Annotated in this window: 24 protein-coding genes; 14 read left to right on the top strand and 10 right to left on the bottom strand. The window is 64.9% G+C overall.

The annotated features are described in order from the left end of the window. Positions 1-2 precede the first annotated feature (2 nt). Genes GRI47_RS05705 through GRI47_RS05695 form a run of 3 tightly spaced genes read left to right on the top strand, consistent with a single transcriptional unit; the run spans position 3 to position 4,133 of the window. Positions 3-1,223, top strand: coding sequence for a TIGR03087 family PEP-CTERM/XrtA system glycosyltransferase (locus GRI47_RS05705; protein WP_160660360.1), 1,221 nt, complete (start codon positions 3-5; stop codon positions 1,221-1,223). Continuing rightward, on the top strand, positions 1,213-2,226 hold the full coding sequence (gene xrtA / locus GRI47_RS05700) for an exosortase A (protein WP_160660359.1): 1,014 nt from the start codon (positions 1,213-1,215) through the stop codon (positions 2,224-2,226). The genes GRI47_RS05705 and xrtA overlap by 11 nt, the downstream gene beginning before the upstream one ends. 11 nt (positions 2,227-2,237) lie before the next feature. Beyond that, complete coding sequence (locus GRI47_RS05695; RefSeq protein WP_160660358.1) at positions 2,238-4,133, top strand: XrtA/PEP-CTERM system amidotransferase; 1,896 nt, start codon at positions 2,238-2,240, stop codon at positions 4,131-4,133. Positions 4,134-4,154: 21 nt separating this feature from the next. Here GRI47_RS05695 and GRI47_RS05690 read toward each other — a convergent pair whose 3' ends face one another. The 4 genes from GRI47_RS05690 to GRI47_RS05675 all read right to left on the bottom strand — a co-directional run bounded on the left by GRI47_RS05690 (position 4,155) and on the right by GRI47_RS05675 (position 7,315). Further along, positions 4,155-4,853 (bottom strand): pirin family protein, encoded by a 699-nt coding sequence (locus tag GRI47_RS05690; protein WP_160660357.1) that lies wholly within the window; start codon positions 4,851-4,853, stop codon positions 4,155-4,157. Between the two features lie 83 nt (positions 4,854-4,936). Next, positions 4,937-6,055, bottom strand: coding sequence for a cell division protein ZapE (gene zapE, locus GRI47_RS05685; protein ID WP_160660356.1), 1,119 nt, complete (start codon positions 6,053-6,055; stop codon positions 4,937-4,939). Further along, positions 6,052-6,531, bottom strand: a complete 480-nt coding sequence (locus tag GRI47_RS05680; RefSeq protein ID WP_160660355.1) for a hotdog domain-containing protein — start codon at positions 6,529-6,531, stop codon at positions 6,052-6,054. Before GRI47_RS05680 ends, zapE begins: the two co-directional genes overlap by 4 nt. 1 nt (position 6,532) lies before the next feature. Beyond that, the gene (locus tag GRI47_RS05675; RefSeq protein ID WP_160660354.1) at positions 6,533-7,315 is read right to left on the bottom strand and encodes a succinate dehydrogenase iron-sulfur subunit; all 783 of its coding nucleotides are present in this window, start codon (positions 7,313-7,315) and stop codon (positions 6,533-6,535) included. 101 nt (positions 7,316-7,416) lie between these two features. Here GRI47_RS05675 and GRI47_RS05670 point away from each other — a divergent pair, with 101 nt between their 5' ends. Then, positions 7,417-8,145 carry an SDR family NAD(P)-dependent oxidoreductase gene (locus tag GRI47_RS05670; protein ID WP_202387188.1) on the top strand — a complete coding sequence of 243 codons (729 nt, stop codon included), beginning with the start codon at positions 7,417-7,419 and terminating at the stop codon, positions 8,143-8,145. Positions 8,146-8,205: 60 nt separating this feature from the next. Then, positions 8,206-8,847: an HAD family hydrolase gene (locus tag GRI47_RS05665; protein WP_160660352.1), complete on the top strand. Its 642-nt coding sequence runs from the start codon at positions 8,206-8,208 to the stop codon at positions 8,845-8,847. Here the strand turns inward: GRI47_RS05665 and GRI47_RS05660 are convergent. Beyond that, positions 8,825-10,009, bottom strand: coding sequence for a hypothetical protein (locus GRI47_RS05660; protein ID WP_160660351.1), 1,185 nt, complete (start codon positions 10,007-10,009; stop codon positions 8,825-8,827). The genes GRI47_RS05665 and GRI47_RS05660 overlap by 23 nt on opposite strands. A 71-nt stretch (positions 10,010-10,080) precedes the next feature. On the opposite strand from GRI47_RS05660, the gene GRI47_RS05655 reads away from it, so the two are divergent. Both GRI47_RS05655 and GRI47_RS05650 read left to right on the top strand, forming a co-directional pair. Next, entirely contained in the window at positions 10,081-11,415 is a 1,335-nt protein-coding gene (locus GRI47_RS05655; protein WP_160660350.1) for a lipopolysaccharide biosynthesis protein, read from the top strand. After that, entirely contained in the window at positions 11,412-12,167 is a 756-nt protein-coding gene (locus tag GRI47_RS05650) for a nucleotidyltransferase family protein (protein WP_160660349.1), read from the top strand. Before GRI47_RS05655 ends, GRI47_RS05650 begins: the two co-directional genes overlap by 4 nt. A 66-nt stretch (positions 12,168-12,233) precedes the next feature. Here the strand turns inward: GRI47_RS05650 and GRI47_RS05645 are convergent, their stop codons facing one another. Then, entirely contained in the window at positions 12,234-15,041 is a 2,808-nt protein-coding gene (locus tag GRI47_RS05645) for an Rne/Rng family ribonuclease (protein WP_160660348.1), read from the bottom strand. A gap of 430 nt (positions 15,042-15,471) precedes the next feature. Here GRI47_RS05645 and GRI47_RS05640 point away from each other — a divergent pair, with 430 nt between their 5' ends. The 6 genes from GRI47_RS05640 to GRI47_RS05615 all read left to right on the top strand — a co-directional run bounded on the left by GRI47_RS05640 (position 15,472) and on the right by GRI47_RS05615 (position 22,923). Beyond that, positions 15,472-16,458 carry an N-acetylmuramoyl-L-alanine amidase family protein gene (locus GRI47_RS05640; RefSeq protein WP_237452622.1) on the top strand — a complete coding sequence of 329 codons (987 nt, stop codon included), beginning with the start codon at positions 15,472-15,474 and terminating at the stop codon, positions 16,456-16,458. An 80-nt stretch (positions 16,459-16,538) separates the two neighbouring features. Further along, positions 16,539-19,052 (top strand): penicillin-binding protein 1A, encoded by a 2,514-nt coding sequence (locus GRI47_RS05635; protein WP_160660347.1) that lies wholly within the window; start codon positions 16,539-16,541, stop codon positions 19,050-19,052. Between the two features lie 109 nt (positions 19,053-19,161). After that, positions 19,162-20,289, top strand: coding sequence for a peptide chain release factor 2 (gene prfB, locus GRI47_RS05630; RefSeq protein ID WP_160660346.1), 1,128 nt, complete (start codon positions 19,162-19,164; stop codon positions 20,287-20,289). After that, complete coding sequence (locus tag GRI47_RS05625) at positions 20,286-21,035, top strand: methyltransferase domain-containing protein (RefSeq protein WP_160660345.1); 750 nt, start codon at positions 20,286-20,288, stop codon at positions 21,033-21,035. The genes prfB and GRI47_RS05625 overlap by 4 nt, the downstream gene beginning before the upstream one ends. A 24-nt stretch (positions 21,036-21,059) precedes the next feature. Further along, a complete protein-coding gene (locus GRI47_RS05620) occupies positions 21,060-22,466 on the top strand; it encodes an NAD(P)H-dependent flavin oxidoreductase (RefSeq protein ID WP_160660344.1) in 1,407 nt (468 codons plus the stop codon). Position 22,467: 1 nt separating this feature from the next. After that, the gene (locus GRI47_RS05615; protein ID WP_160660343.1) at positions 22,468-22,923 is read left to right on the top strand and encodes a GNAT family N-acetyltransferase; all 456 of its coding nucleotides are present in this window, start codon (positions 22,468-22,470) and stop codon (positions 22,921-22,923) included. Positions 22,924-22,927: 4 nt separating this feature from the next. Here GRI47_RS05615 and GRI47_RS05610 read toward each other — a convergent pair whose 3' ends face one another. Both GRI47_RS05610 and GRI47_RS05605 read right to left on the bottom strand, forming a co-directional pair. Next, positions 22,928-23,356 carry a nuclear transport factor 2 family protein gene (locus GRI47_RS05610; protein WP_160660342.1) on the bottom strand — a complete coding sequence of 143 codons (429 nt, stop codon included), beginning with the start codon at positions 23,354-23,356 and terminating at the stop codon, positions 22,928-22,930. Between the two features lie 13 nt (positions 23,357-23,369). Further along, entirely contained in the window at positions 23,370-24,392 is a 1,023-nt protein-coding gene (locus GRI47_RS05605) for a 2-hydroxyacid dehydrogenase (RefSeq protein ID WP_160660341.1), read from the bottom strand. Positions 24,393-24,495: 103 nt separating this feature from the next. Here GRI47_RS05605 and GRI47_RS05600 point away from each other — a divergent pair, with 103 nt between their 5' ends. Beyond that, complete coding sequence (locus tag GRI47_RS05600; protein ID WP_160660340.1) at positions 24,496-24,963, top strand: SH3 domain-containing protein; 468 nt, start codon at positions 24,496-24,498, stop codon at positions 24,961-24,963. Positions 24,964-24,999: 36 nt separating this feature from the next. On the opposite strand, the gene GRI47_RS05595 is transcribed toward GRI47_RS05600, so the two are convergent. Together GRI47_RS05595 and GRI47_RS05590 are read right to left on the bottom strand one after the other, a co-directional pair. Continuing rightward, a complete protein-coding gene (locus tag GRI47_RS05595; RefSeq protein WP_160660339.1) occupies positions 25,000-25,416 on the bottom strand; it encodes a hypothetical protein in 417 nt (138 codons plus the stop codon). A gap of 26 nt (positions 25,417-25,442) precedes the next feature. Continuing rightward, positions 25,443-26,639, bottom strand: coding sequence for a thiolase family protein (locus GRI47_RS05590; protein WP_160660338.1), 1,197 nt, complete (start codon positions 26,637-26,639; stop codon positions 25,443-25,445). Positions 26,640-26,705 lie beyond the last annotated feature (66 nt).

Raw genomic sequence — 26,705 nt, 5'->3', positions numbered from 1 at the left:
GCGTGGGGGACATCCTCTTCCTCGCCCACCGCGTGCCCTTTCCGCCCGATCGCGGCGACAAGATCCGCTCGCATCACCTGCTCAAGGGGTTGGCTAAGCTCGGGCGCGTGCATGTCGGTACATTCGTCGAGACCGATCAGGATCGCGAGCAAGAGGCAAGCCTCGCCGCCATCGCGGCCAGTTATTGCCTGCCGACACGGTCGAAATCCCTGCCGCGCGCCGGAATGGAGGCGCTGCTCGGGAACCGTGCGGTCAGCCAGGCGGCGTTTTTCGACGCGGAGCTTGCGAAGTGGGTAGGCGACACGCTGGCCAGGCACCCGATAGATAAGATCTTCGTGTTTTCGGGCCAGATGGGGCAATATATCCCGTCCGATTTCGCGGGTCAGGTGGTGGTCGATCTCTGCGATGTCGATAGCGAGAAATTCGCGACCTATGCGCAGGAGAGCGGCTTTCCACGCTCGGTCCTTTACCGGCGGGAGGCGGCTTTGCTGACAGCCGAAGAGGTTCGGCTCGCTCGGTCAACAGACACGACGCTCCTGATCACCGAGAAAGAGGCAGACATCCTGCGAGCGCGCCCGGGCGCCGAGCGGGCCGACATTCGGGCTCTGGGCAACGGCGTCGATACGGAATTTTTCGATCCCGCCGCCACCGATCCGCATCCGGCCCTGGCCGGGCAAGGGCACCACATCGTCTTCACCGGACAGATGGATTATCCGCCCAACATCGCGGCGGTCGAACGGTTCGCACGGCGGATCCTACCCGCCATTCGTGAGCGGCTTGCGGCGCAGTTCCACATCGTCGGCCGCGCGCCGACACCGGAGGTGGCGAAGCTCGCATGCATCGCAGGGGTCAAGGTCTGGGGCGAGGTCCCCGACGTTCGACCCTTCCTGCGCAGTGCGGATGCAGTCGTGGCACCGCTGATGCTTGCGCGCGGCGTGCAGAACAAGGTGCTGGAGGCGATGGCCATGGCCCGCCCAGTGCTTGCGAGCGAAGAAGCGGCGACTGGTATCGACGCCACAGATGGCCAGCAGTGGCGGATCTGCCGCGATGACGGGGCTTTCGAGCGCGCAATCCTCGACCTGGCTGCGGACGAAGGTCAGGCCAAAAACATGGGGCGGGCAGCGCGGCGCTTCGTGGTCGAAAACATGAGCTGGGAAGCCGTCGAAGCCGGTCTCGCCGATATTCTCGGCCAAGCCGAGGCGCGCCATCACGATGCAGCGTGATCTCCCTCTCTCATCGGCACGAAGTGAGACCCTGCCGTCATGGAAGCAGGCGCTGACGGGGCTCGCTCTGCTTTGCGGGGCGGTGCTGGCCCTGACGCTGCGCGAATGGGGGGAGATGGCCTGGCAATGGTGGAACAGCGATAGCTATGCGCACATCCTGCTGATCCCGCCGATCATCCTATGGCTGATCTGGGCAAAGCAGGACGCGCTGGCCGAGATAGAGCCGCGCTCCTGGTGGCCGGGGCTGGTGCCGTTCGGTCTGGCCCTTGCGCTCTGGGTGATCGGACGGGCGAGCGGCATTAACCTGATCGCCCATGCGGGCGCTGTCGCCGCTCTGGCGTCGAGCGTGCCGGTCGTGCTGGGCCCGCGCGCGGCGGCGCTGCTGGCGCTCCCGCTCGGCTTCATGGTGTTTCTCGTGCCCTTCGGGGAAGAGATCGTCTGGCCGATGCAGATCCTCACCGCCCGCCTCGTGATCCAGTTGGCGCATCTTAGCGGGATCGACGCGGCGCTCGACGCGATCCATATCACGACGCCGTTCGGCCTGTTCATCGTCGCCGAAGCGTGTTCGGGCGTCAAATTCCTGATTGCGATGATCGCGCTCGGCGTTCTCGCGGCCTTCACGGCATTCTCGAGCTGGAAACGCAGAATCCTCTTCCTGCTTGCCTGTGTGATCGTGCCCATCCTCGCCAATGCGGTCCGGGCGTGGGGCACGATCTATATCGCCCAGTTCATCGGCGCCGAGCGGGCGGGCGGGGTCGATCACCTCATCTATGGATGGGTGTTCTTCGCCGTGGTCGTGGCCATCGTGCTCGGCCTGGCGTGGCGCTGGTTCGAACGAACGCCGGACGAGGCGGGATGGTCGCTCGCGGAGCTGGAACGCAGTCCGCTGCTCGCCCGTCTCGAGGCATTCTCGGCGCCTCTGCCCATCGTTCTGGGCGCGGCGATTGGTTTGGGCATGATTGCCGGAGCCTTCGCGATTGGCCTTTCCCCCGCATACGGTTAGGAGCGAGCGCCATGTGCGGGATCGCCGGTATCTTTCATTGCGGCACGCCCAAGCCGGTCGAGCCCCACCGGGTCGAGCGGATGTGCGACGCGATCGCCCATCGCGGCCCGGATGGGTCAGGCGTGTGGACCGCGCCGGGCGTCGGTCTCGGCCATCGCCGCCTTTCGATCATCGATCTTGCCGGATCGCCCCAGCCGATGCATTCCGTGGACGGCCGGGCAGTGCTGGTCTTCAACGGCGAAATATACAATTTCAGAGCCTTGCGGCGCGAACTTGAAGCAAAGGGCGCGCGGTTTCGTACCGATGGCGACAGCGAAACCATCCTGGCGGCATGGCAAGCCTGGGGCCCCGACTGCCTGAGCCGCCTCGAAGGCATGTTCGCCTTCGCGCTGTATGACCTTTCGACGCGGCAGCTTTTCCTGGCGCGCGACCGGCTCGGGGTGAAGCCGCTCTTCACCGCGACGCTCAGCGATGGCAGCCTGATTTTCGCGTCCGAACTCAAGGGATTGCTGGCGCATCCTTTGATGCGGTCGCAGGTCGATTCGCTGGCGATCGAAGATTACATGACCTGGGGCTACGTTCCCGATCACCGGTCGATCCTGAAGGGCGTCGAGAAGCTGCCCGCCGCGCATTTCCGGCTGCTGGAGCATGATCGCCCGCCATCACCCCCGCGCCGCTGGTGGGACGTCTCGTTCGAACAGCGGGCGCGCGGGTCGGTCGCGGACCAGTCCGCGCAGCTTCTCCACCATTTCCGTGAAGGGGTGTCGAGCCGCATGGTCGCAGACGTCCCGCTCGGCGCCTTTCTGTCGGGCGGAGTCGACAGTTCCAGCGTGGTCGCGCTGATGGCGGAAGCAAGCCGCGAACCGGTGACGAGCTGTTCGATCGGCTTCGATGTCGCGGAGGTGGACGAGACCAGCCACGCGCGGCTGGTGGCCCATCGGTTCGGGACCGATCACCGCGAACGAATCGTTTCGCCCGGCGATGTGGCCGATCTCGACCGGATCGCCGCGATCTTCGACGAACCCTTCGCCGATGCTTCCGCTCTGCCGACTTTGCGGGTCTGCGAACTGGCGCGCGAGAGCGTAACGGTCGCGCTGTCGGGTGACGGCGCGGACGAGGCGCTGGCTGGGTATCGTCGGCAGGTTTTCCATCATCGCGAGGAGCAGGCGAGGGCGGTGCTGCCGCAGACCTTGCGCGGGCCGATCTTCGGCGCGCTGGGCAAGGTCTGGCCGAAAGCGGACTGGGCGCCGCGTCCCCTGCGCGCGAAGACGACCTTCCTCTCGCTCGCCGAAGATGGCGCGGCGGGATATGCGCGGGCGCTGGCGATCCTCGACCAGGACGCGCGTAGGCGGCTCTATGGCGAGATGCTGCTGCGCGAACGCGGCGAATATCGTGCGGAAGACGCGCTGATCGAGGTCATGGACTGCGCCCCGGCGCGCAGCGGACTGGACGCGGCGCAATATGCCGACCTCACCTTCTGGCTGCCGGGCGACATCCTGACCAAGGTCGACCGCACCAGCATGGCGGTAGGCCTGGAAGCGCGCGAGCCGCTGCTCGACCACCGCCTGATCGAATATTGCGCCACTCTGCCGGAGAGCCGCCGGATTCGCGGCCGGCAGGGCAAATGGCTGATGAAGCACGCGATGGAACGGTATCTTCCCGACGAGATTCTCTATCGCCCGAAACAGGGCTTCGTGACGCCGCTGGCCGAATGGTTTCGCGGTCCGCTGGCCGGAATGGCGCGGGGCGTGGCGCGGAGCGAGGCTTTGGTGGGAAGCGGATGGTTCGATCGCGGCGCGCTGTCGCGTCTCGCGGAGCGGCACATCAGCGGCGCTGCGGATAATGGCCGCGTGCTCTATCAATTGGTCATGCTGGAAAAATCGCTCGCCCGGCTCGGGATCGGGTGATCCGACCGGGCGAGCGTTCGATTAGCGAGCGTCCACCATCACCACTTCCGCATCGTCCAGCGCCTCGACCACGATCTCGGTCTCTCCGGTGATCGCGACGCCATCGCGCGGCTGCGCCTCCTTGCCGTTGACGCGGATGCGGCCGGTCGGTGCGACCAGATATTGATGGCGCGATCCGTAGCTGGTCCAGGTCGCGCTCTGCCCCGCCTTGAGCGTGGCGGCGACAACCTTGGCGTCCGTGCGGATCGGTAGCGCATCGTCCTCCTCCGGCGTGCCGCTGGCGAGGATGGCGAAGCCGCCTTCGCGCCCGGCTTTCGGAAATTCGCGCTGCCCCCAGCCGGGCGCCTCGCCGCGCTGGTCAGGGAGGATCCAGATCTGGAACAGAGTCGTCGCCTCGTCCTCGACATTGTATTCGGCGTGGGTGATCCCGGTCCCGGCACTCATCACCTGAACGTCGCCCGCAGCCGTGCGGCCCTTGTTGCCGAGCGAATCCTGATGGGTGATCGCCCCGCTGCGCACGAAAGTGACGATCTCCATGTCGCTGTGCGGGTGGGGCGGAAATCCGCTTTGCGCCGCGATCGTATCGTCGTTCCAGACGCGGATATTGCCCCAACCCATACGGTCGGGATCGTGATAGCTGGCGAAAGAAAAATGGTGCCGCGCGTCCAGCCAGCCATGGTTCGCATGGCCGAGCGTGTCGAAGGGTCGGATATCGATCATGGTGTCAGTCCACATCGGCGGGGGTGTTGACCGCCGGGAATGAAAGCTAGCTGGGGTGGCGTCGCCCGCTGTGCAAGCGTCTCTCAGGCTACGCCATGGCCGCGCGCCATGTAGTCCGCGCTCTGCATTTCCATTAATCGGCTCACCGTGCGTTCGAATTCGAAGGCGCCATCCCCCGCCACGTAGAGGTCTTCGGGTTCGGCGGCGGCGGTCGCGAAGAGCTTGACCCCGTTTTCGTAAAGCGCGTCGATCAGCTTGGTGAAGCGCATAGCCTCGTTGCGATTGTCGGGTGACAGGCGCGGGATGCCGACGACGATTACGGAGTGAAAGGCGTGGGCGATGGCGAGATAATCCGCCGCGCCGCGATTTTCGCCGCAAAGCCGCTTGAAGCTGAACACGCCGACGCCCTTGAGGCTCTTGGGCACGTGCAAAAAGCGCCCGCCTCCCAGGTCAAGTTCGCCGGAGGGCACATTGGCGGCGTCTTCCGGCGCATAATCGGTCAGGCGGAAGAACGCCTCGCGAACCTGCGCGGTGGCCTCATCGCCCAGGGGGGTGTGCCAGGTGTCGAGATCGCCCAGCCGGTCGAGCCGGTAATCGGTGGGCCCGTTCAGTGGTACGATATCCAGTTCCGCCTCGACCAGATCGATGAAGGGCAGGAAGAGCGAGCGGTTCAGTCCGTCCTTGTAGAGATCGGACGGAGGCCGGTTGCTCGTGGTGACCACGCTGACTTTCTCGTCGCAGATAAGGGCCGTGAACAGGCGCGCCATGATGGCTGCATCGGCGGTGTTGGTGACTACCATCTCGTCGAAGGCGAGGCAGCGGACGTCCTTCGCGATTGCGGCGGCAACGTGCTTCACCGGCTCGCCCTGACCCGTATCGCGGGCCGCCTTCATCCGGCGATCGACCTCGAGCATGAATTCGTGGAAATGCGTGCGGCGCTTTTCCGCGATACCGAGAGTCTGGACGAACAGGTCCATCAGCATGGATTTGCCGCGCCCGACGCCGCCCCACATATAGACGCCCTGGGGCGGGGCCTCGTCCTTCGAACCGAACAGGCGCGACAGGAGTCCGCCGCCGGGCCGCTCTTTCTCCAATTCCTTCTGAAGCCGATCGAGCCGTTCGGCGGCGCGGCGCTGGTCGGGGTCGGGCTGCAATTCGCCCGCCGCCACCAAGTCCTCGTACCGTGCGAGCAACCCGCTCACAAAGGCGCTGCAACGCTATCGGAACGGGGCCGCATCTTTCGGACGATGCCCGAAAAGGATGCGACCCGGTGATCGCCCTGTTCGACCAGACCGCGCACGAAGACGAGCTTCCCGGTTTCTTTCACGATTTCCGTGACAGCATCGAGCGGCGTCGCGATCTTCCCGCCGCCGACGAACTGGGTCGAAAGCTCGAGCGTCACCGAAGGACCCGCATTGCCGCTGCCCAGCGTGTGCATGGTGGTGAAAAGCGCGATGTCGATCAGCGAGAGCGTGACGGCCCCGTGGATGATGCCCTGAAGGTTCTCGTGCCGCCGTTCGGGGAACATGCGCAGCCGCGCCTTCCCGTCATCGTCGACGCGCGTGATGAGCCTGCCCATCACCGCGCCGTTGAACAGCGTCTCGTCCTTCAGGTTCCAGTGGTTCCAGCCGGGATTTTCCGGGTCCGGCCCGTGGTCGAAAACGTCTTTCGCGAGCACCTTAGATCGCGCGCTCGGCGATCATCTTCTTGGTTTCGGCGATCGCCTTGGCGGGGCTCAGGCCCTTGGGGCAGACATTCGCGCAGTTCATGATGGTGTGGCAGCGATAGAGGCGGAACGGGTCCTCCAGCTGGTCGAGCCGTTCGCCGGTCATCTCGTCGCGACTGTCGGCGAGCCAGCGATAGGCCTGGAGCAAGATCGCCGGGCCGAGGAACTTGTCGCTGTTCCACCAATAGCTCGGGCACGCGGTCGAGCAGCAGGCGCACAGGATGCACTCGTAAAGACCGTCGAGCTTCTCGCGCTGATCGGGCGATTGCAGACGTTCCTTGCCGCTGGGCGTGGTCGATACGGTCTGCAGCCAGGGGCGGATGCTGGCATACTGTGCATAGAAGTGGGTGAAATCGGGTACGAGGTCCTTGATGACCTCCATGTGGGGCAGGGGGGTAATCCGCACCTCGCCCTTCAGATCCTCGATCGCGGTGGTGCAGGCGAGGCCGTTCTTCCCGTTCATGTTCATCGAGCACGACCCGCAAATCCCCTCGCGGCACGAGCGGCGGAAGGTGAGAGTCGGATCGACGTCGTTCTTGATCTTGAACAGCGCGTCGAGGACCATCGGGCCGCAATCGTCGAGATCGATCTCGAACGTATCATACCGCGGGTTTTCGCCGCTGTCGGGATCGTAGCGGTAGATCTTGAAGGATTTGACACGCCCGGCGCCCTCCGCCTTGTGCGCGCGGCCCTTGCCGCTGATCTTGGAATTCTTCGGAAGGGTGAAGGTCGCCATGGCGCAATTCGGTCCTGTTGCTACTTGCAACCCACTTAGCCGTTCGCGCGCATGGTGCAAGGGCCGGGAACCCGCAATGTCCGCTGCAAGTCTTGCAGGATATGGAAGAGTCTTCATCAGGTTTGCGCACCGCAGCCGTTTTCGGGGCGAGCGGCGGCATCGGCAGGGCGTTGAGCGCGGCTCTGGTCGACCGGGGACTGACGGTGTGGGCAGGGAGCCGATCGGGCGAAGAGCCGGTCGACGGGACGAGGCCGTTCCGGTTCGACCTGAGCGATGAGGAAAGCATCATGGACGCGGCTGATGCGATGCGGGACGATCCGCCCGACCTCGTCATCGTCGCGACCGGGGTTCTGACGCTTCCCGATGGCACTGGTCCGGAACGCAGCGTCAAGGCGATCGACGGAGTGGCGATGGCGCGAATTTTTGCGGCGAACACGATCGGTCCCGCCCTGATCGCCAAGCATATGCTCCCCCTGATGCCGCGCGACCGGCGCTGCGTGTTCGCGGCGCTGTCCGCGCGGGTCGGCTCGATCAGGGACAATCGTCTGGGCGGATGGCACAGCTATCGCGCGAGCAAGGCGGCGCTGAATATGCTTGTCAGGAATTTCGCCATCGAATTCGCCCGCACGCACAAGCACGGGATCGTCGCGGCGCTTCATCCGGGCACGGTCGATACCGCGCTGTCGGAGCCTTTTCAGGGCAACGTGCCCGATCGACAATTGACGACGCCATCGCAGGCGGCGGAAAACCTTCTGGCTGTGATCGATGGGCTGAGCCCCGTAGATAGCGGCGGTCATTTCGACTGGAAGGGCGAGGCGATACCGGCCTGATCGGGCTAGTATGTCGTGGAAGGGTGACAGGCGGGGACGCCGATGCCATCGGATGCCGCGATGCGTATCGCAATCTACGACTTCGACCGCACGCTGACGCGCAGGGCCACTTTTACGCCTTTCCTGATCTTCGCAGCCAGGCGAGTGGCGTCATGGCGGCTGACGCTCTTGCCGCTGTGGCTTTTCGCCATGCTCGCTTATCGGCTCGGTGCGATGTCGCGGGCGCGGCTGAAACTGTTCGGAATGCAATTATTGGTCGGGCGGCGGGCGCATAGCGAGCTGGAAGCGCTCGGATCGCAATTCGCCGCGCGCGTCTTGGCCGATGATGGGCTCATGCCGGGTACGTTGCATCTGCTCGAAGAAGACCGGAAGGCGGGCGCACGCCTCATCCTCGCGACCGCCGCCTTCGACGTTTACGCTAAAGCCTTCGCGACCGCTCTTCGTTTCGACGAGGTGGTCGCGACCCGATGGGAGGGATTCGAACGCGTGCCCGACAATTGCTACGCCGACACGAAGCTCGCCAGCGTGCTGGACCGCCAGCCCGCGATCGGCGAAGCGCGGACGCGGTTCGTCAGCGACAGTTTCGCCGACGCTCCCCTGCTGGATAGGGTGAGCGAACCGATCTTCGCGACCACCTCGAATCGCAAGGCGAAGAAGGCCGCTGCGCGCGGGTGGCGCGTCATCGATCCGCGCGAGATTTGATGGCTTCCAGGATAGCGTCGGCGGCCCGCTCGCTTGCAGGGCGATCGCCAATATCGATGGTATAGGCGAACAGTTCTTCCTGGCGCGCGCGATAGCTTTTGCCGATCGCCTCCATGTCGGGAAGCAGGGCGGCGAGCGCATCCACGCTGCGCACCACGGGGCCGCATTCCCAGAACAGGTGCCATTCGTCATCCTCCGCCTTCACATCGCGGCGCGCGTCAATGAAGAAGGCGGGGCGCGGGCGCACCAGGAATTCGTAGATCTGGCTCGACGCATCGCCGATATAGCCATCGGCGGCGAGCGTGTAGGTCATGTCGAACAAGCGCGGACTGTCGATGTCGATCAGGATATTGGCCGCCTCGCGCGCTTCGTCGGGGATGTCAGGCCGCCGCCGCGCGATCCCGTATTCGGGCGAAACGTGAAGATCCTTGCGGAACAGCATGACATGGGGCGCGAAGATCAGGTTGAAACCCTGTCCGGCCTCGCTTGCGAACCAGCGCAATATGTCCGGGCCATGATCGTACCAGCTCGACAGATTGGGATCGAAATGGGGATTGTAGACGAGGGTGGGGCGGCCGTTGTCGAACAGGCGTTGCCGGGCGGCGAGGTCGATATTCTCGAACTTGGGATAGCCGATGACGACCAGTCGCTCCGCGTCGACCCCATGCGCGACCAATTGGTCGACGACTTTTTGGCCCGCCACGAAGCTGCGATCGAAGCGGGTGTAATCGGGGTGGTAACTCACGCTGCGATCGCCAGCGCCGTGCGGCACCTTGGCGAAGAGCGGCATGGAGTCCTTGGGAATACGCTTTTTCAGGCGCAAACAGGTCCGCTCGGTCGAGACGATCATATCGGCGCTCGCGAAGAGCGGCACATGCGCGTTGAGGCGCATCAAACGGCTGGCCGGCAGCACCTTGTCGAACAGGCCCGCGACGGTCCGCGCGATCGGCCCGAGCGTCAGTTCGTACCAGCGGATTGAGGCGCCGCCCGTATCGCCGACAAGTCCCTCGATGCGGGCCCTTATCGCAGAGCTGGCATAGGCGATGACGGTTTCGACCTCGGGATGGAGGCGCGCCATCGCGGCGGCGATACCCGCCAGATGCGCGACCTGATGGGCCGCATCGTGATTGAAGAGAAACACCACCCGCATGACCGGCTGCATTAGGCATCCCGCGCGCCGCCGCAAAGCATGGATTTGCCAGCCGCGCGCGCATCGTTCAAAGGGCGCTCGAGATGGATGGTCAAAGCACGCCTGTGCCCGCACGCAACGGGCTGCTGAACATCGTTCGCAATCTGGCCTGGATTCTCGGCGGCAAGACCTTCGGGGCGATTTGCAGCCTGATCTATCTCGCCGTGCTGGCAAGATCGCTGGGCTTGCGTGATTTTGGGCATTTCTCCCTCCTTTTCGGCACCGCGCAGGCGCTTGTCGCGATCGCGGGCTTCCAGACCTGGCAGACGCTGGTGCGCTTCGGTGCGCGGCACCGGCTGGACGGTGACGAAGCGGCCTTCGGGCGGCTGATCTGGTTCTGCACCTTTGCCGATCTTGGCGGGGCGATCACCGGCTGCGCGATCGCGGCGTTGGTCTATTACGGCTTCGGCTCGTTGCTCGAATTGAACCCGCGCTACATCGATCTCGGCTTTCTCTTCGCCTGCGCGCTGATCTGGGCACGGCTGACCACGCCGAGCGGGATCGTACGCGTTCTTGATCGATTCGATATCGGCACCTATGTCGAAGCGATCGTGCCGACCGGGCGCCTGATCGCGAGCGGCATCATCCTCGCCACCGGACCCAGCGTGGCGAAATTCGTTTTCGCCTGGGCCCTGTTCGATCTGATCGCGGCCGCGGTCTACTGGATCATGGCGCGGCGCCTCGCACGCGATGCGTTTCGCCTGCGCCATGCAGGGGGGTGGCGACGGATGCTGCGCGAGAATCCCGGCATCAAGGGCTTCTTCGCCGTGACCTATGGCGCGACCACGCTGGACGCCATCGTCAAGCAGGGGCCCCTGCTGGCAGTCGGGTATTTCTTCTCGACCAGCTCGGCAGGGCTCTATCGGCTGGCAGACCAGCTGGCACAGGGGGTGAAGCAGTTCGCCGTCCTGGTGGCGAGGGCGGTGCTGCCAGAGTTCGCCGTGTCCAGCATTGCCGACGAGGCGACGCGCTTTGCGAAGCTGGTCCGCAGCGTGACGCGGATCGCGGCGCTGGCCGGTATCGTTGTCCTTCTGACCGCCGTCCTGTTCGGCGAGCAGGCCTTGGTCCTGATCGGCGGTTCCGATTATGCACGGGCAGCTACCGTCCTGATCCCGCTGGCTTTCGCCGCAGCCTTCGAACTGGCCAGCGTGTCCTACGAACCGATGCTCTATGCGACCGGCCATGCCGCACGCGCCCTCAAGGTGCGGGCGATCGCGGTGGTGACGTTGATCGTGTCGATCGTCGCCCTCCAATCCGGCGGCGGCCCGGTCGAGATCGGCTGGGCGGTGGCTCTGTCGATGGGCGTCTTCTATCTCTGCATGAGCTTCGCCGCCTGGATGACCCTGCGGCACTTGCGGAAAGCGGAAACCGAGGCATGACGGGAAGTGCGCTTGTTCTGGCAGGGACGAGGCCGGGCGGCGATCCGCTCGCGCGGGAACTCGGCGTGGCCCATAAGGGATTGATCGATATCGCGGGCAAGCCGATTTTGGAGCGGGTGGTGCTGGCCTTGCGCGCGGCGGGTATGAGCCGCGTTCTGGTATCGGCCGACGATCCGGCGGTGGTCGCTCTCGCAAAAAAGCTCGGCGCGGAAATCTGCCCTCCGGCCTCCGGGCCGAGCGAGAGCGTGGCGGCCGCGTTCGAGAGGACCGGCGCGCCGCTTGTTGTGACCACGGCGGATCACGCCTTGCTCGATCCCGCATGGGTTACCGAACTGATCGCCAGGACCCCGGCGGGGGCGGACCTGTCGATCATGATGGCTCGGCGGCAGGATATCGAGCGCGCCCTGCCGGGTACGCAGCGGACCTATCTGCGGTTTGCCGATGGGGAATGGTCGGGTTGCAACCTGTTCTATCTTGCCAGCCCTAGGGCAAGTGCGGCCCTCGCGACATGGCGCGCGGTCGAGGCCGATCGCAAGCGCCCGTGGAAGCTCGTCGCGCGTCTCGGCCTCCCCAATCTTGTCGCCTACGCTCTGGGCCGATTGACCCTGGAAGACGGTTTGGCCCGATTGGGGCGCCGGATCGGCGTGAATGCGGCACTCGTGCGGGCGAGCGACGGGCGGGCCGCGATCGATGTCGACAAGCCGCGCGATCTCGCAGACGTCCTTAGCCTGATCGCGCGGGAAATTCTCTAGAACCAAACGAAATCGGGGGCCGATCCGAAGACCGACCCCCGCATTTTCTTTACCGCCCTGAAGCGATCAGTCGCCGAAGGTGCGCTGCCACCACCCGCGCTTGGGCTTCGCGGTTTCGATGGTTCCGGCGCTCTCGTCAGCGGGCGGGGCTGCCTCAGCTTCGGAAGCGGCGGGCTCCGATCCAGCCTCGTCGGCGGCTTTCGCCTTGGGCTTGCGCACGCGCTTCGCGGCGGGCTTGGGCGCTTCCGCGCCTGTCGCCTCACTCGCCGCTTCGGCTTCGACGGTTTCCGCCGCCGCCTTTTTGCTGCGCGAGGCACGCTTCGGCTTGGGTGCTTCTTCACTCGCCTCGACCGGAGTTTCGCTGGCAGGAGCGTCCTCGGTCACCGCCTTCTTGCGCGGAGCCCGCTTGCGCTTGGGCTTCTCGGCCGGTGCGGCTTCATCCGAACCGGTCTCGACGGCTTCGGTCACAGCGGCCTTCTTGCGTGGTGCCCGCTTGCGCTTCGGTTTTTCCTCCGCAGCGGGTTCGTCAGCCATCGCTTCGGCGGTTTCGGGCGCTTCGTCCGGTCCGGCGACGACCGCCATATCGTTCACGACATGCTGCGAAACCTCTTCGAGATTTTCCGCATCACCCTCGTTCACCTCGTCCTGGCGCGAACGGTTGCGACCACCGCGGCGCCCACGTCCGCCACGGCGGCGCTTGCGCCGGGGGCGATCGTCGTCCGAACCCTGCTCGTCACCGCGATTGCCGTTCTCGCCTTCATCAGCGTCGGCCTCGTCCTGACCATCATCGCCCGAGCGTGCATTCCCGCGCTCGTCATCGTCCGAACGATCGCGCTTGCGATTGCGATTGCGACCGCCGCGGCGGCGCTTGCGCTTGCCTTCGCCCTCATCCTCGTCCCGATCCGAACGGCGCGCCTGGCGCGGCTCTTCCTCCTCGTCGAGATCGTCTTCCTCGATGTCGGGATCGTCGTCCTCGTCGAAAGCGATCGGCTCGAATTTCGGCGCGTCCTTGGGCTTGGGCCCATGGCTGGAGACGTTCATCTTGGCGCCTTCGTCCTCACCTTCGGGCACGACTTCGACGGTTACGCCGTAACGCTGTTCGATCTCCATCAGATCGGACCGCTTCTCGTTCAGCAGGTAGATCGCGGCTTCCGTGCTGGCGGCGAGGCGGATGACTGTGCCCTTGCCCTTGGCCGCCTCGTCCTCGATCAGGCGCAGGGCGGAAAGGCCCGCGCTGCTCGCGGTGCGGACCAGGCCAGTGCCGTCGCAATGGGGGCATTCGCGCGTGGTCGCTTCGAGAACGCCGGTGCGCAGGCGCTGGCGGCTCATTTCCATCAGGCCGAAGCTCGAGATGCGACCCACCTGGATGCGCGCCCGGTCGGTCTTGAGCGCGTCCTTCATCGCGCGCTCGACCTTACGGGTGTTCGAATGCTGCTCCATATCGATGAAGTCGATCACGACCAGGCCCGCCATGTCGCGCAGGCGCAGCTGGCGGGCGATTTCGCGCGCGGCTTCGAGATTGGTGTGCAGCGCGGTCTGCTCGATCCCGTGCTCCTTGGTCGAACGGCCCGAGTTGATGTCGATCGAGACCAGCGCCTCGGTCGGGTTGATGATCAGATAGCCGCCCGATTTCAGCTGCACCATCGGATCGTACATGGCCTTCAACTGATCTTCCGCGCCATAGCGCTGGAACAGCGGGACCGGATCGGAATAGGCCTTAACCCGGCGCGCATGGCTGGGCATGAGCAGCTTCATGAAGGCCTTGGCGGACTTGTAGCCCTGCTCGCCCTCGACCACGACCTCCTCGATCTCGCGATTATAGATGTCGCGGATGGCGCGCTTGATCAGATCGCTGTCCGAATGGATCAGCGCCGGGGCGCTCGACGACAAAGTGTTCTCACGGATTTCGTCCCACAGGCGCGCGAGATAATCGAAATCGCGCTTGATCTCGGTCTTGGTGCGCGAAAGACCCGCGGTCCGCACGATCAGGCCCATCGAACGCGGCAGGCTGAGATCGCCGACGATCTGCTTCAGACGCTTGCGATCGCTCGCCGAGTTGATCTTGCGCGAAATGCCGCCGCCATGGCTGCTGTTCGGCATCAGCACGGTGTAGCGCCCGGCGAGGCTGAGATAGGTGGTCAGCGCCGCGCCCTTATTGCCGCGCTCTTCCTTCACGACCTGAACGAGCAGCACCTGGCGGCGCTGGATGACGTCCTGGATCTTGTATTTGCGGCGCAGCGCCATGCGGCGGGCGCGTGCTTCGTCGACTTCCTTGGCGCGGGTGCGCGGCTTGCCACCCTTGCCATTGCGACCACGCTGGCGGCGGCGACCGCGCGAACGAGTGTTGTCGTCGTCATCGCTCTCGTCACTGTCTTCGCCATCGTCGTCATCGTCGGAATCGCCGGCGACGTGGCCTTCCTCGATCGTCGCGACGTCGTCCTTGTCCGACGTATCGACCTCTTCAAGCCCGTCCTCGGCGAATTCTTCGGCCAGCGCTTCGGAGCTTTCCTCCTCGGCGTCGTATTCCTCGCCCGGCATCTGGCCGCGCGCTTCCTCGTCTTCGCGCAGGCGCTGCTCTTCCTCGGCCACTTCGGCTTCGGCAGCGAGCAGGGCGTCGCGATCTTCCTTCGGAATCTGGTAATAATCGGGGTGGATTTCACCGAAGGCCAGGAAGCCGTGGCGATTGCCGCCGAAATCGACGAAGGCCGCCTGGAGCGAGGGTTCGACCCGCGTGACCTTGGCTAGATAGATATTGCCTTTGATCTGCTTGTGATCGGCAGATTCGAAGTCGAATTCCTCAATCCGATTGCCTTTGAGGACCGCCACCCGGGTTTCTTCCTGGTGGCGCGCATCGATTAGCATGCGCGTTGCCATTGATATGTCTCCAAGCGCAGGGGGGCGGGTGCGACCCGGCCTCGCCCGTGCGCGAATTGTTATGGGAACCGCCTCTGCCGAACTTCGAACGGGTGAGGGCGGTCGATAGGAACCGGTCGAGGCGCACAGCGCGTCCGAGCCGGAAATGCGTGTCTGCGAAACCGATCCCGCGCATGGTGCGCGTTACCTGGCCCGCACCAGCCACACCGCCGGCAGATGCCTGCGTGTGGAAGAGCGGGAAGGGCTTGATCATGTGTCGCATCAACCTGTTTCGAGGGATCGCGATAAATACAGGCGATCCCGCGCCGGGTCCGATTGGTTTCGGACTCTTGCGAAATCCGCGCTAGCATCAGGGCAGGGGCACGGCAACCTTATTGCGCGAACGGGTTATTGCGCGATGACCCCGTAACCCCGTAATGCGGCCCCTGCGATGCAGCGCCGTCCTCATCCTTACGTGATCCTGGCACTCCCCGTCGCGCTGTTCGCAATGGCGATGGGCGTGGCGGCTACAAGCGGCCGCGATCTGCCGATCCCGCATTTCGGCCGGGATTATGCGCCTCGCATCGTGCTCGAAAACAACGCGGCGGTGGACCTTCCGCAAATCGAAGGTGACGAGGGCGATGACCGTCCACTGGTCGTGATCGATCCTGGCCATGGCGGGCACGATCCTGGTGCGTCCGGTGTCGGCGTGGTCGAGAAGGATCTCGTCCTCGATCTCGCGAAAGCGTTGCGCGATGCCCTGCTGGAACAGGGAGACGTCCGCGTCGCTCTGACGCGGAGCGACGATCGCTATCTCCTCCATGCCGAACGCTTCGAAATCGCGCGGCGGCTCGGTGCGGATCTGTTCGTGTCGATCCACGCCGATTCCGCAGGCGAGGCGAGCGAGGTTGAGGGTGCCAGCATCTATACTCTTTCCTCGCAGGCGAGCAGCGAGGCGGCGGCGCGCTTTGCCGAGCGGGAGAACCGCTCCGACCGGATCAACGGACAGGACGTCGCCGGGCAGAGCGATGTGGTGAACACCATCCTCGTCGAATTGTCGCAGCGGCGCACGCAGGCGGAATCGCGCCAGTTCGCCGATCTGATCCAGCGCGAAGCCGAGGGCGCGATCCGGTTCCATCCGCAGCCGCGTCGCTCCGCCGCTCTCAAGGTCCTGCGTGCGCCGGACGTGCCGAGCGTCCTGTTCGAAAGCGGGTTCATCACCAATCAGGAAGAGGCCGCGCGCCTCGCCTCGCCTGCGGGTCGCAAGCGTTTCGCCGATACCCTCGCGCGCGCCATCCGCATCTATTTCGTGCGCCAACGGGACGATCTTCTGGGCGAGGAAACCGACGAGGCGAACGAGTCGACCGCGGATGACGCGCCGACCGAGACGACATCCGATGCGGGACCAGAAGCGGCGGACGAAGCACCGGCGGCCTGACGGTCGATTGCCGTTCGCTTCGTTATGGCGCGCGACAGGCTTGGCGTGCTAGGGGGCCGACACCGGACGATGGGACCCAGATGGCCGAGCAATCCACTTTAGACTATTATCGCTACCGTATCCGCCGAGACATCGGTGGAACTCTCGCATGGTTCGCGGCCAATTGGCGCGAGCGGCGCTGGTTCAGATATGGCAGCATCCTTGTCGGTCTCGCGATCGCGGGCCTGCTCGCCGCCTGGGCGCTGCTGGCGCGCGACCTGCCGGATGTCGAAACGCTGCTCGAATACGAAACGCCGCTGCCGACCGTGGTGCGCGGCGGCGATGGCGAGATCGTCCACTCCTATGCCCGCGAACGGCGCGTGCAGCTGCAATATGTCGATTTCCCGACCCAGCTGATCGAGGCCTATCTGGCGGCGGAGGACAAGACGTTCTTCAGCCATGGCGGCGTCGATCTGAGCGGCACGGCCAATGCCGTGTTCGATTACGCCAGCAAGATGGGATCGGGCGAACGCGCCGTGGGCGGCTCCACCATCACCCAGCAGGTCGCCAAGAACATCCTGCTCGGCGATGAATATTCGGTCACGCGCAAGCTGAAGGAGATGATCCTCGCCCGCCGGATCGAGGATACGCTGAGCAAGCGGGAAATTCTCGAACTGTATCTCAACGAAATCCCGCTCGGCCGTCGCAGTTTCGGCGTCCAGGCCGCCTCGCGCGCCTATTTCGACAAGGATGTCGGCGATCTCGATCTGCACGAAATGGCGTTTCTCGCGATCCTGCCCAAGGCGCCTGAACGGTATGGGCGCGAACGGTTTCGCGACATGGCGATCGAACGGCGCAATTTCGTGCTCGACCAGATGGTGGCCAATGATTTCGTCACCGCCGCTGCCGCAAACGCGGCCAAGGCGCAGGATCTCGGTCTGGTCCAGCAGCGCGAGGAACGCTCGGCGGATGCGGGCTATTTCCTCGAAGAGGTGCGCCGCCAGCTGATCGACAAGTTCGGCGAGAATGCGGAAGACGGACCCAACAGCGTTTATGCGGGCGGTCTCTGGGTTCGGACATCGCTCGATCTGGAATTGCAGGACGCGGCGCGCGATGCGCTGCGGGCGCAATTGCTGAGCTATCAGGGCAATCGCGGGTTCTCCGGCCCGATCGCCACCCTGAACCCCGACAATGGCGACCTGATCGGCCAGCTTCGTTCCTCCAATCTTTCGATCAATTACGAAGATTGGCGCGTGGGCGTGGTGACCGAAGGGGGCTCGTCGCCCAAGATCGGCCTGACCGGTGGCGAGACCTATTCGCTGCTCGGCGCACCCGGTTCGCTCAATATCGGCGATGTGGTCGCGGCGCAGCAAGCGGCGGGCGGCTATCGCCTGCGCACGGTTCCCGAAGTCTCGGGCGCCTTCCTCGCGCAGAACCCGCAGACCGGGCGCATCCTCGCTATGCAGGGCGGGTTCGACAGCCGCCTGGGCAGCTTTAACCGCGCCACGCAGGCGCTGCGCCAGCCCGGATCGACGATCAAACCGTTTGTCTATGCCACCGGTCTCGACCACGGCCTCACTCCGGCGAGCGAAATTCCCGACCAGACCTATTGCTTCTATCAGGGCGCGAATCTCGGCGAGAAATGCTTCCGCAATTTCGGCGGCGGCGGGGGCGGGGTGCACACGATGCGCTGGGGCCTCGAACAGAGCCGCAACCTTATGACCGTCCACATCGCGATGGATGCGGGTATGCCGAACGTCATCAAGACCTTCGAGAATATGAATATCGGGAGCTACGATCCCTATCCCGCCTTCGCGCTGGGTGCCGGTGACACCACGGTCGAAAAGATGGTCAACGCCTATTCGGCGCTGGTCAATTGGGGGCGCCTCAACCAGCCGAGCGTGATCGACTATGTGCAGGATCGCCGGGGCAAGGTGATCTGGCGGTCCGACACGCGCGACTGTACGGGCTGCAATATGGCCGAATGGGACGGACAGCCCATGCCGCGCTTCGGTGCCAAGGGCCGTCAGGCGATGGACGCGCGCACCGCGTTCCAGACGGTCCATATGCTCGAAGGCGTGGTGACGCGCGGCACGGCGGTGCGCCTGCGCAGTCTCGATATGCCGCTGTTCGGCAAGACCGGGACCACCACCGGGCCGACCAATGCTTGGTTCGTGGGCGGCAGTCCGCAGATCGTGGCGGGCATGTATGTCGGCTTCGACCAGCCCCGCAATCTGGGCGGGTGGGTGCAGGGCGGGAATACCGCCGCGCCGATCTTCAAGCGCTTCGTCGAGGCATCGAAGGACCGCTGGGAAGGCGACGAATTCATCGCCCCCGCCGGTGTGCGCATGGTGCGCATCGATCGCCGCACCGGCAAGCGGGTGTTCGACGGCATCCCGTCCGACGATCCCAAGGCCGCGGTTATCTGGGAGGCGTTCAAGCCCGATACCGAACCGCCCCGTTCCACCCGCCAGGACCAGATCGCGGCCAAGCGCAACGAGATCCTTGAAATGATCAGGCGCGGGCGCGCGGCGGAGCAGCGCACCGTTTCGGCGGCGACGCCCCGGATCGAGACGCAGACCGACTTCGTCGAGGAGCAGGGCGGGATTTACTGACCCCGCGCCCGCTTCACGCAGTCCTGCCCATGGGCCGCTGAACTTTACAAACCGCACCTGCCCGCTAAGCGCGGGTGGGTAAGACACTATCTCTCGAAGGATTAATACCATGCGTGCCGAAGGGCAGGCCTATATCGACCGTATCGAAGCCGCCTTGTCGCTGGTCCGCCAATCGCTGGACTGGGAGCGCGCCCTGCGCCGTCTGGACGAGCTCAATGCGCGCGTCCAGGACCCGAGCCTGTGGGACAATCCCAAGGAAGCGCAGGCGATCAATCGCGAGCAGAAGCAGCTCGAAACCGCGATCGCGACCGTCAACGAAATCTCCTCCGAAATGTCCGATGCGATCGAATTCGTCGAGATGGGCGAGGCGGAAGGCGACGACGAGGTCGTGAAGGACGGTCTCGTCAGCCTGGAAAAGCTCGCCACGCGCGCCGATGCCGACAAAGTCCAGGCGCTGTTGTCGGGTGAGGCGGATGGGAACGACACCTATCTCGAAATCCACGCGGGCGCGGGCGGCACCGAAAGCCAGGACTGGGCCGAAATGCTCTTCCGCATGTATGCGCGCTGGGCGGAAAAGCGCGGCTTCAAGGTCGAGACGGTGGAGTATCAGGCGGGCGATCAGGCCGGAATCAAATCGGCAACGCTGCTGATCAAGGGCGACAATGCCTATGGATACGCCAAGACGGAGAGCGGCGTGCATCGCCTCGTCCGCATCAGCCCCTATGACAGCTCCGCGCGGCGCCACACCAGTTTTAGCTCGGTCTGGGTCTATCCCGTCATCGACGACGATTTCGAGATCGAGATCAATGAAAGCGACCTGAAGATCGACACCTATCGCGCCTCGGGCGCGGGTGGGCAGCACGTCAACACCACCGATTCCGCCGTGCGAATCACGCACCAACCGACCGGGATCGTCGTCGCCAGCCAGAACGACCGCAGCCAGCACAAGAACCGTGCGACCGCGATGAATATGCTCAAGGCCCGTCTCTACGAGCGCGAGATGGCCGAACGCGAGGCCGCGGCGGGCACCGAATACGAGAGCAAGACCGACATCGGATGGGGCCACCAGATCAGGAGCTATGTGCTTCAGCCCTATCAGATGGTGAAGGATCTGCGCACCGGCGTGACCAGCCCGACGCCCGACGATGTGCTCGACGGTGCGCTCGACCCGTTCATCTCCGCCGCGCTGGCGCAGCGCGTAACGGGCGAGACGGTCGAGATCGAGGACGTGGAGTGATCCTGCGCCGGGCCGCCTCGGTGGGCTTGCTGCTGGCGCTTGCCGCCTGCGGTCAGGCGCCCGGCGACCGGCCCGAAACCTCGGTGGAATTTCCCCGTCCCGATCGGCCGGTGTCCGGCCTCGGATCGAACCAGTTCAGCACCGAAACCGCGCGTGACAATCGCGGCGAGGCCGAAACGGTCATGGACCTCGCCGGGATCGAGCCGGGGATGACGGTGGCCGATATCGGCGCCGGGAACGGCTATTACACGGTGCGTCTGGCAGAGCGGGTCGGCGAGGATGGCCGGGTGCTGGCGCAGGATATCGACCGCAGCGCGCTTGAGCGACTCGGCCGTCGGGTGGAGCGGCAGCGGATCGACAACGTCTCCATCCAGCCCGGCTCGCTCGACGATCCGCACCTTCCCGAGGACAGTTTTGACCGCATCTTCATGGTCCATATGTATCACGAAATCGGTGAACCTTACGCGCTGCTCTGGCGGATGTGGCCCTCGCTGACGCCGGGCGGTCAGGTCGTCGTGGTCGATGTCGATCGTCCGACCGACCAGCACGGCATCGCGCCGATGCTGCTGGCCTGCGAATTCGAGCGGGTGGGGTACAAGCTCGTCGCTTTCAAGGATGCGCCCGAACTGGCGGGGTACTATGCACAGTTCGAACGGGGCGCTAACAGACCCGAACCGGAGAGTATCGAACCGTGTCGTGGAGACACGGTGGCCAAGTCGGCGGCATCCACGCGATCCGCTACCTGAAAAGACGCGAACGAAAGACGGATCATGGCATTCAAGGGTCTCGAACCCATTCAGTATGGCGGGCGCGAAGTGTGGCCGCTGGTCGAAGGTGGCAAAGGCGTTTCGGCGACCAACCACTTGAGCTCCGGCGCCTGGGCGGCGGCGGGCGGCATCGGCACGGTCAGCGCGGTGAACGCCGACAGCTATGATGCCGAGGGCAAGATCATCCCACAGGTCTACGACCAGCTGACGCGCAAGGAACGGCACGAACAGCTGATGCGCTATGCGATCGACGGCGCCACCGAACAGGTGAAGCGCGCGCATGACATCGCGGGCGGCAAGGGCGCGATCAACATCAACGTGCTGTGGGAAATGGGTGGCGCGCAGCAGATCCTGGAAGCCGTGCTGGAGAACACCAAGGGCCTCGTCGCCGGCGTCACCTGCGGGGCGGGAATGCCCTACAAGCTGGCCGAGATCGCGGCGCGCTACAATGTGAGCTACCTGCCGATCGTCAGCTCCGCGCGCGCCTTCCGTGCCTTGTGGAAGCGCAGCTACAGCAAGGTGCCCGATCTGATGGCCGCCGTGGTCTATGAAGACCCGTGGCTGGCGGGCGGACATAACGGCCTGTCGAACGCCGAGGACCCTCGCAAGCCGGAAGACCCCTACCCCCGCGTCAAGGCGCTGCGCGAGACGATGCGCAATGAAGGTGTGTCCGAAGATACCGCGATCGTCATGGCGGGCGGCGTCTGGTTCCTGCGCGAATGGAACGACTGGATCGACAATCCCGAGCTTGGCCGGATCATGTTCCAGTTCGGAACGCGGCCCCTGCTGACCGAGGAAAGCCCGATCCCGCAGGAATGGAAGGATCGCCTGCGCACGCTCGACGAAGGCGATGTGCTGCTGCACAAATTCTCGCCCACGGGCTTCTATTCGAGCGCGGTGAAGAACGATTTCCTCTGGGACCTCATCCACCGCTCGGAACGCCAGATCCCCTACAGCAAGGTCGAGGCGGGCGAGCATACGAAACAGCTCGATATCGGCGTGCGCGGCAAGAACTTCTGGGTCGCGCCGAAGGATTACGACCGCGCGCGGGCCTGGTTCGCCGAAGGGCAGACCGAGGCGCTCAAGACGCCGGACGACACGATCGTCTACGTCACCCCCGAAAGCCGCGACACGATCCGCAAGGACCAGAAGGACTGCATGGGCTGCCTCAGCCACTGCCAGTTTTCGAGCTGGAAGGATCACGACGATTACACGACCGGACGCCTCGCCGATCCGCGCAGCTTCTGCATTCAGAAGACCTTGCAGGACATCGCTCATGGCGAGCCGGTGGACGACAATCTCATGTTCGCGGGCCATGCGGCCTACCGCTTCAAGCAGGACCCGTTCTACTCGAACAACTTCACCCCCACGGTGAAGCAGCTGGTCGACCGGATACTGGCGGGGGATTGAGATGGAGATCGGCCTCGCCAATTTGGACGATGCCGATCTTCGCGACCTGCTGACCTTGCACCAGCGGAGGATGGTCGAGTCCTCGCCGCCGGGAACCTCCTTCGCGCTCGATCTGTCGGGACTCGCCCATCCCGATGTCAGCGTATTCGCGGCACGCCATGATGGCAGTCTGATGGGTGTCGCGGCGCTCAAGCAGATCGAACCGCGTTCGGGCGAGATAAAGTCGATGCGAGTGGTCGACCGTGAATTGGGCGCGGGCGTGGGGTTTGCGCTGCTTTCGCATTTAATCGGTGTAGCGCGCGATCGTGGCTACCGGACGCTGATGCTGGAAACCGGGACGGGCGAGGCCTTTGCCGCCGCGAATGCGCTCTATTTGCGCAATGGCTTCGTCAGGCGCGGTCCCTTCGCCGACTATGCGGCGAGCGACTTCAACATATTCTACGAGCGCGCGTTGTAACGGCTCATCGCCACAGCTGCATCGCCCTGACCGCATCGCTCATCTTCGGGTCCTCGTCGGGGCGCGAAAGAGTGCGTTCGATGATGCGCCACTGGCGGCGGACCTTGGTCTTCTGCCACAGGTCCATCATCCAGGTTTCGCCCGCCCATTCGTGGTCGCCCATGCGCGCTTCCAGGCTCATCTGCGTCGCGAACACCGCGACCGAGCCGTGGCGGCGGACATAGACCTCGCCGAAGCGGTATCCGTTGCATTTGAAGCGCGTCGTCGCCGCCTCCAGCCAACTCGCGCGGTCCAGGAGCGCGGCGCGCGTCGATCCCAGCAGGAAGATGAAATCGCGCGCCGCGAGTTTCTTCATCGCATTGCGGTCGCGCTGCATCCAGCTGCGCATCCATTGATGTTCGAGCGCTTCGATGCGGGCGGCGAAATCATCCATGTCTCGGTTTTCCTCAAGCCAGTCCGGTGAGGACCTGATCGGGTGGGCGATGGCCATCGGCCCACATGCGGATATTGGCGATGACGCGGTGGCCCGATTCCTCGCGCCCCTCACGGGTGGCGCTGCCGATATGGGGGAGGGTCATCACATTCGGATGGCGGATCAGCCGCGCGTCCACATTCGGTTCGTCCGGGTAGACATCGAGTCCGGCGCCCGCGAGATGCCCGCTTTCGAGCGCTGCGATCAGTGCTTCCTGATCGACGAGATCGCCGCGCGCCGTGTTGATGAGGCTCGCGCCCTCTCTCATCAATCCGATGCGCCGCGCGTCGATCATGCCGCGCGTGCTGTCGCTTGCGGGACAGTGCAGCGTGAGGATATCGGCCTCGCTCACCAGCCCGTCGAGCGTGCCGACATAGCGCGCGCCGAACATCCGCTCGACCGCTTCGGGCAGGCGTTTGCGGTTGTGATAGGCTATCTCGAGGCCGAAGGCGCGGGCGCGATGCGCCACCGCCTGGCCGATCCGACCCATGCCGACGATGCCAAGCACCTTGCCCGCCAGCTTGCGGCCCAACAGCGCGGTCGGCGTCCAGCCGGTCCACTGGCCGGAGCGGATCAACTCGACCCCCTCGCGCACCCGGCGCGGCACACCGATGATGCCCGCCATGGTCAGATCGGCAGTATCCTCGGTGAAGACGCCGGGCGTGTTCGTCACCATGATACGCCGCGCGGCTGCCGCCTTGAGGTCGATATGATCGGTCCCCGCACCGAAATTGGCGATCAGGCCGAGGCGATCGCCCGCCTGTGCCAGCATATCCGCATCGATCCGGTCGGTCACCGTGGGGACGAGCACGTCGCAATCGCGCATCGCCGCGATCAGTTCCTCGCGCGACATCGCCTTGTCGGCGGAATTGCATTGCGCATCGAACAGCTCACCCAGCCGCGATTCGACGGTCGGCATCAGGTGGCGCGTCACCACGACGCGGGGGGCATGGTCGAGACGCCGGGGGACGGTAGGGGCGGGGGCGGAATCGGGCATGATTGCGGGCTAGGCGCTGCGCTCGGTTCCGGTCAAGCGGCGAACCATGCCTTTATGCAGACGCTTGAACGGGTTGGGGGCGTCGGGTAGGAAGCCGACCTCGATGCGCGCCGCTACCCTGCCTGTTTTCGCCGCCCTGATGGCTCTTGCCGTTCCCGCGACCGCGCAGGATCGCGAGGTGCCCTATTGGGCGAGCATCCGTGCGAGCGAGCTGAATATGCGGGTGGGGCCGAGCGCGGATTACAAGATCGCCTGGGTCTACCACCGCGCCGGCCTGCCGGTCCGGGTCTTGCGCGTGATGGAAGGTTGGCGGTTGATCGAGGACCCGGATGGGGAGAAAGGCTGGGTGGTCGCGCGGCTGCTGAGCCCGGATCGCACCGCGATCGTCACCGAAGGCTCGCCCGCCGCAATGCGCGCGGCCCCTGACTCTTCATCCGAGGTCAAATGGCGATTGGAGGCAGGCGTTACCGGCGCGCTTGGCGAATGCAATTCGGGCTGGTGCGAATTGCAGCTCGACGATCGGAGCGGATGGGTCGAAGAAAGCCGGTTGTGGGGCGACGACGGGGACTGATCCCCGCCGCCGCGCCTCGATCAATTAAATGTAGTCTCAGGCCGCAGGCTGCGCTTCGACCTTGCGGACCGTCGCGTTGACATCACCCGCATCGTCACGGATTTCGAACGCACCATCCGGGCCGGGCTCTCCCCCAGCGTAACATTGTTCGGTCGCCGCATCGCCTTCGGGCTTGTAGCAGAGCTGATCGCCCTGCTGGCGCCAGGTGCCGCGCTCGCTGATCTCGCCGTCGATCCGGTCCTCATAGGTGCCATCTGCGGAGAGGGTCTGCATGGTCACCGTGCCGTCGGGCAGGGTGACCTCGTAGGTGCCCGCCATCGCAGCGGGCGTTACCGTGTCGGGTGCGGGCGTCGCGACCGTGACATCGGCAGGAGCAGCCGCGGCGTCCTCCGCCTCGTTCGATCCACAGGCTGCCAGTGCGAGGCAACCGGCAAGCGTCAGATACTGCTTCATCAGGAGATGCTCCGTTCTACTGGCGGTCAGACCATTTCGACCGCGACGGCGGTGGCTTCACCGCCACCGATGCAGAGCGAGGCGACGCCGCGCTTCTTGCCCTGCTGCTTGAGCGCGTTGAGCAGCGTCACGATGATGCGCGTGCCGCTGGCGCCGATCGGATGGCCGAGCGCCGTGCCGCCGCCATTGACGTTGATCTTGTCGTGCGGAATGCCGATGTCGCGCATGGCGAACATCGCGACGCAGGCGAATGCCTCGTTGACTTCCCACAGATCGACCTCGTCCGCGCTCCACCCGGCGCTCTTCAGCACCTTCTCGATCGCGCCGACCGGGGCGACGGTGAATTCGCTCGGTTCCTGGGCGTGGGCGGCCATGGCGACGATCTTCGCGACCGGCTCCTGACCGTTCTCCTTCGCCACGCTCTCGCGCGAAAGCACCACGGCGGCGGCACCGTCCGAAATCGAACTGCTGGTGGCCGCCGTAATCGTGCCGTCCTTGGCGAAGGCCGGGCGAAGCTGGGGGATCTTGTCGGGCTTGCCCTTGCCCGGCGCTTCGTCCGTATCGACGGTCTGCTCGCCCGCGCGGGTGGTGAAGGTCACCGGGACCACCTCGCCGGAGAACGCGCCGCTTTCGATGGCGGCGTTGGCGCGGCGCAGGCTCTCGATCGAATAATCGTCCATCTGCTCGCGGGTGAGCTGGTATTCGTTGGCCGTCTCCTGCGCGAAGGTGCCCATGGCGCGGCCTTCCTCGTAGGCATCTTCCAGCCCGTCGAGGAACATGTGATCATAGGTGGTGTCATGGCCCAGCCGCGCGCCGCTGCGGTGCTTCTTCAGAAGATAGGGCGCGTTGGTCATGCTCTCCATCCCGCCCGCGACGACATAGTTGACCGAACCGCTCGCCAGCGCTTCGGCGCCCATGATGACGGTCTGCATCCCGGAGCCGCAGACCTTGTTGACGGTGGTTGCCTGGACGGATTTGGGCAGGCCCGCCTTGATCGAGGCCTGGCGCGCGGGCGCCTGGCCGAGGCCTGCGGGAAGGACGCAGCCCATATAGGTGCGGTCGAAACTCTCCGGCGCCACGCCCGAGCGCTCCACCGCCGCCTTCACAGCCGTCGCGCCCAGGTCGGTCGCCGAGACATCGGACAAGGCGCCCTGCATTCCGCCCATCGGCGTGCGGGCATAGGAGAGGATGACGACGGGATCGTTGGCAGCGAACTGGGTCATGCGGGAGTGGCCTTTCGGTTTTTGAATTTCGATCGGAAATGCAATATCGGTTGCAAGAGAAGACTT

It is taken from the genome of Qipengyuania pelagi, from assembly GCF_009827295.1.
GTDB classification, from domain to species: domain Bacteria; phylum Pseudomonadota; class Alphaproteobacteria; order Sphingomonadales; family Sphingomonadaceae; genus Qipengyuania; species Qipengyuania pelagi.
Note: the sequence above shows the minus strand (reverse complement) of the source record. Positions and strands in the feature narration are given on the sequence as shown.

Bases quoted from the DNA above. Each gene is read 5' to 3' on its own strand.
- xrtA (WP_160660359.1), top strand. From the start codon at position 1,213: ATGCAGCGTGATCTCCCTCTCTCATCGGCACGAAGTGAGACCCTGCCG.
- GRI47_RS05695 (WP_160660358.1), top strand. From the start codon at position 2,238: ATGTGCGGGATCGCCGGTATCTTTCATTGCGGCACGCCCAAGCCGGTC.
- GRI47_RS05690 (WP_160660357.1), bottom strand. From the start codon at position 4,853: ATGATCGATATCCGACCCTTCGACACGCTCGGCCATGCGAACCATGGC.
- GRI47_RS05675 (WP_160660354.1), bottom strand. From the start codon at position 7,315: ATGGCGACCTTCACCCTTCCGAAGAATTCCAAGATCAGCGGCAAGGGC.
- GRI47_RS05670 (WP_202387188.1), top strand. From the start codon at position 7,417: ATGGAAGAGTCTTCATCAGGTTTGCGCACCGCAGCCGTTTTCGGGGCG.
- GRI47_RS05665 (WP_160660352.1), top strand. From the start codon at position 8,206: ATGCGTATCGCAATCTACGACTTCGACCGCACGCTGACGCGCAGGGCC.
- GRI47_RS05660 (WP_160660351.1), bottom strand. From the start codon at position 10,009: ATGCAGCCGGTCATGCGGGTGGTGTTTCTCTTCAATCACGATGCGGCC.
- GRI47_RS05655 (WP_160660350.1), top strand. From the start codon at position 10,081: ATGGATGGTCAAAGCACGCCTGTGCCCGCACGCAACGGGCTGCTGAAC.
- GRI47_RS05650 (WP_160660349.1), top strand. From the start codon at position 11,412: ATGACGGGAAGTGCGCTTGTTCTGGCAGGGACGAGGCCGGGCGGCGAT.
- GRI47_RS05645 (WP_160660348.1), bottom strand. From the start codon at position 15,041: ATGGCAACGCGCATGCTAATCGATGCGCGCCACCAGGAAGAAACCCGG.
- GRI47_RS05640 (WP_237452622.1), top strand. From the start codon at position 15,472: ATGCAGCGCCGTCCTCATCCTTACGTGATCCTGGCACTCCCCGTCGCG.
- GRI47_RS05635 (WP_160660347.1), top strand. From the start codon at position 16,539: ATGGCCGAGCAATCCACTTTAGACTATTATCGCTACCGTATCCGCCGA.
- prfB (WP_160660346.1), top strand. From the start codon at position 19,162: ATGCGTGCCGAAGGGCAGGCCTATATCGACCGTATCGAAGCCGCCTTG.
- GRI47_RS05620 (WP_160660344.1), top strand. From the start codon at position 21,060: ATGGCATTCAAGGGTCTCGAACCCATTCAGTATGGCGGGCGCGAAGTG.
- GRI47_RS05615 (WP_160660343.1), top strand. From the start codon at position 22,468: ATGGAGATCGGCCTCGCCAATTTGGACGATGCCGATCTTCGCGACCTG.
- GRI47_RS05610 (WP_160660342.1), bottom strand. From the start codon at position 23,356: ATGGATGATTTCGCCGCCCGCATCGAAGCGCTCGAACATCAATGGATG.
- GRI47_RS05605 (WP_160660341.1), bottom strand. From the start codon at position 24,392: ATGCCCGATTCCGCCCCCGCCCCTACCGTCCCCCGGCGTCTCGACCAT.
- GRI47_RS05600 (WP_160660340.1), top strand. From the start codon at position 24,496: ATGCGCGCCGCTACCCTGCCTGTTTTCGCCGCCCTGATGGCTCTTGCC.
- GRI47_RS05595 (WP_160660339.1), bottom strand. From the start codon at position 25,416: ATGAAGCAGTATCTGACGCTTGCCGGTTGCCTCGCACTGGCAGCCTGT.
- GRI47_RS05590 (WP_160660338.1), bottom strand. From the start codon at position 26,639: ATGACCCAGTTCGCTGCCAACGATCCCGTCGTCATCCTCTCCTATGCC.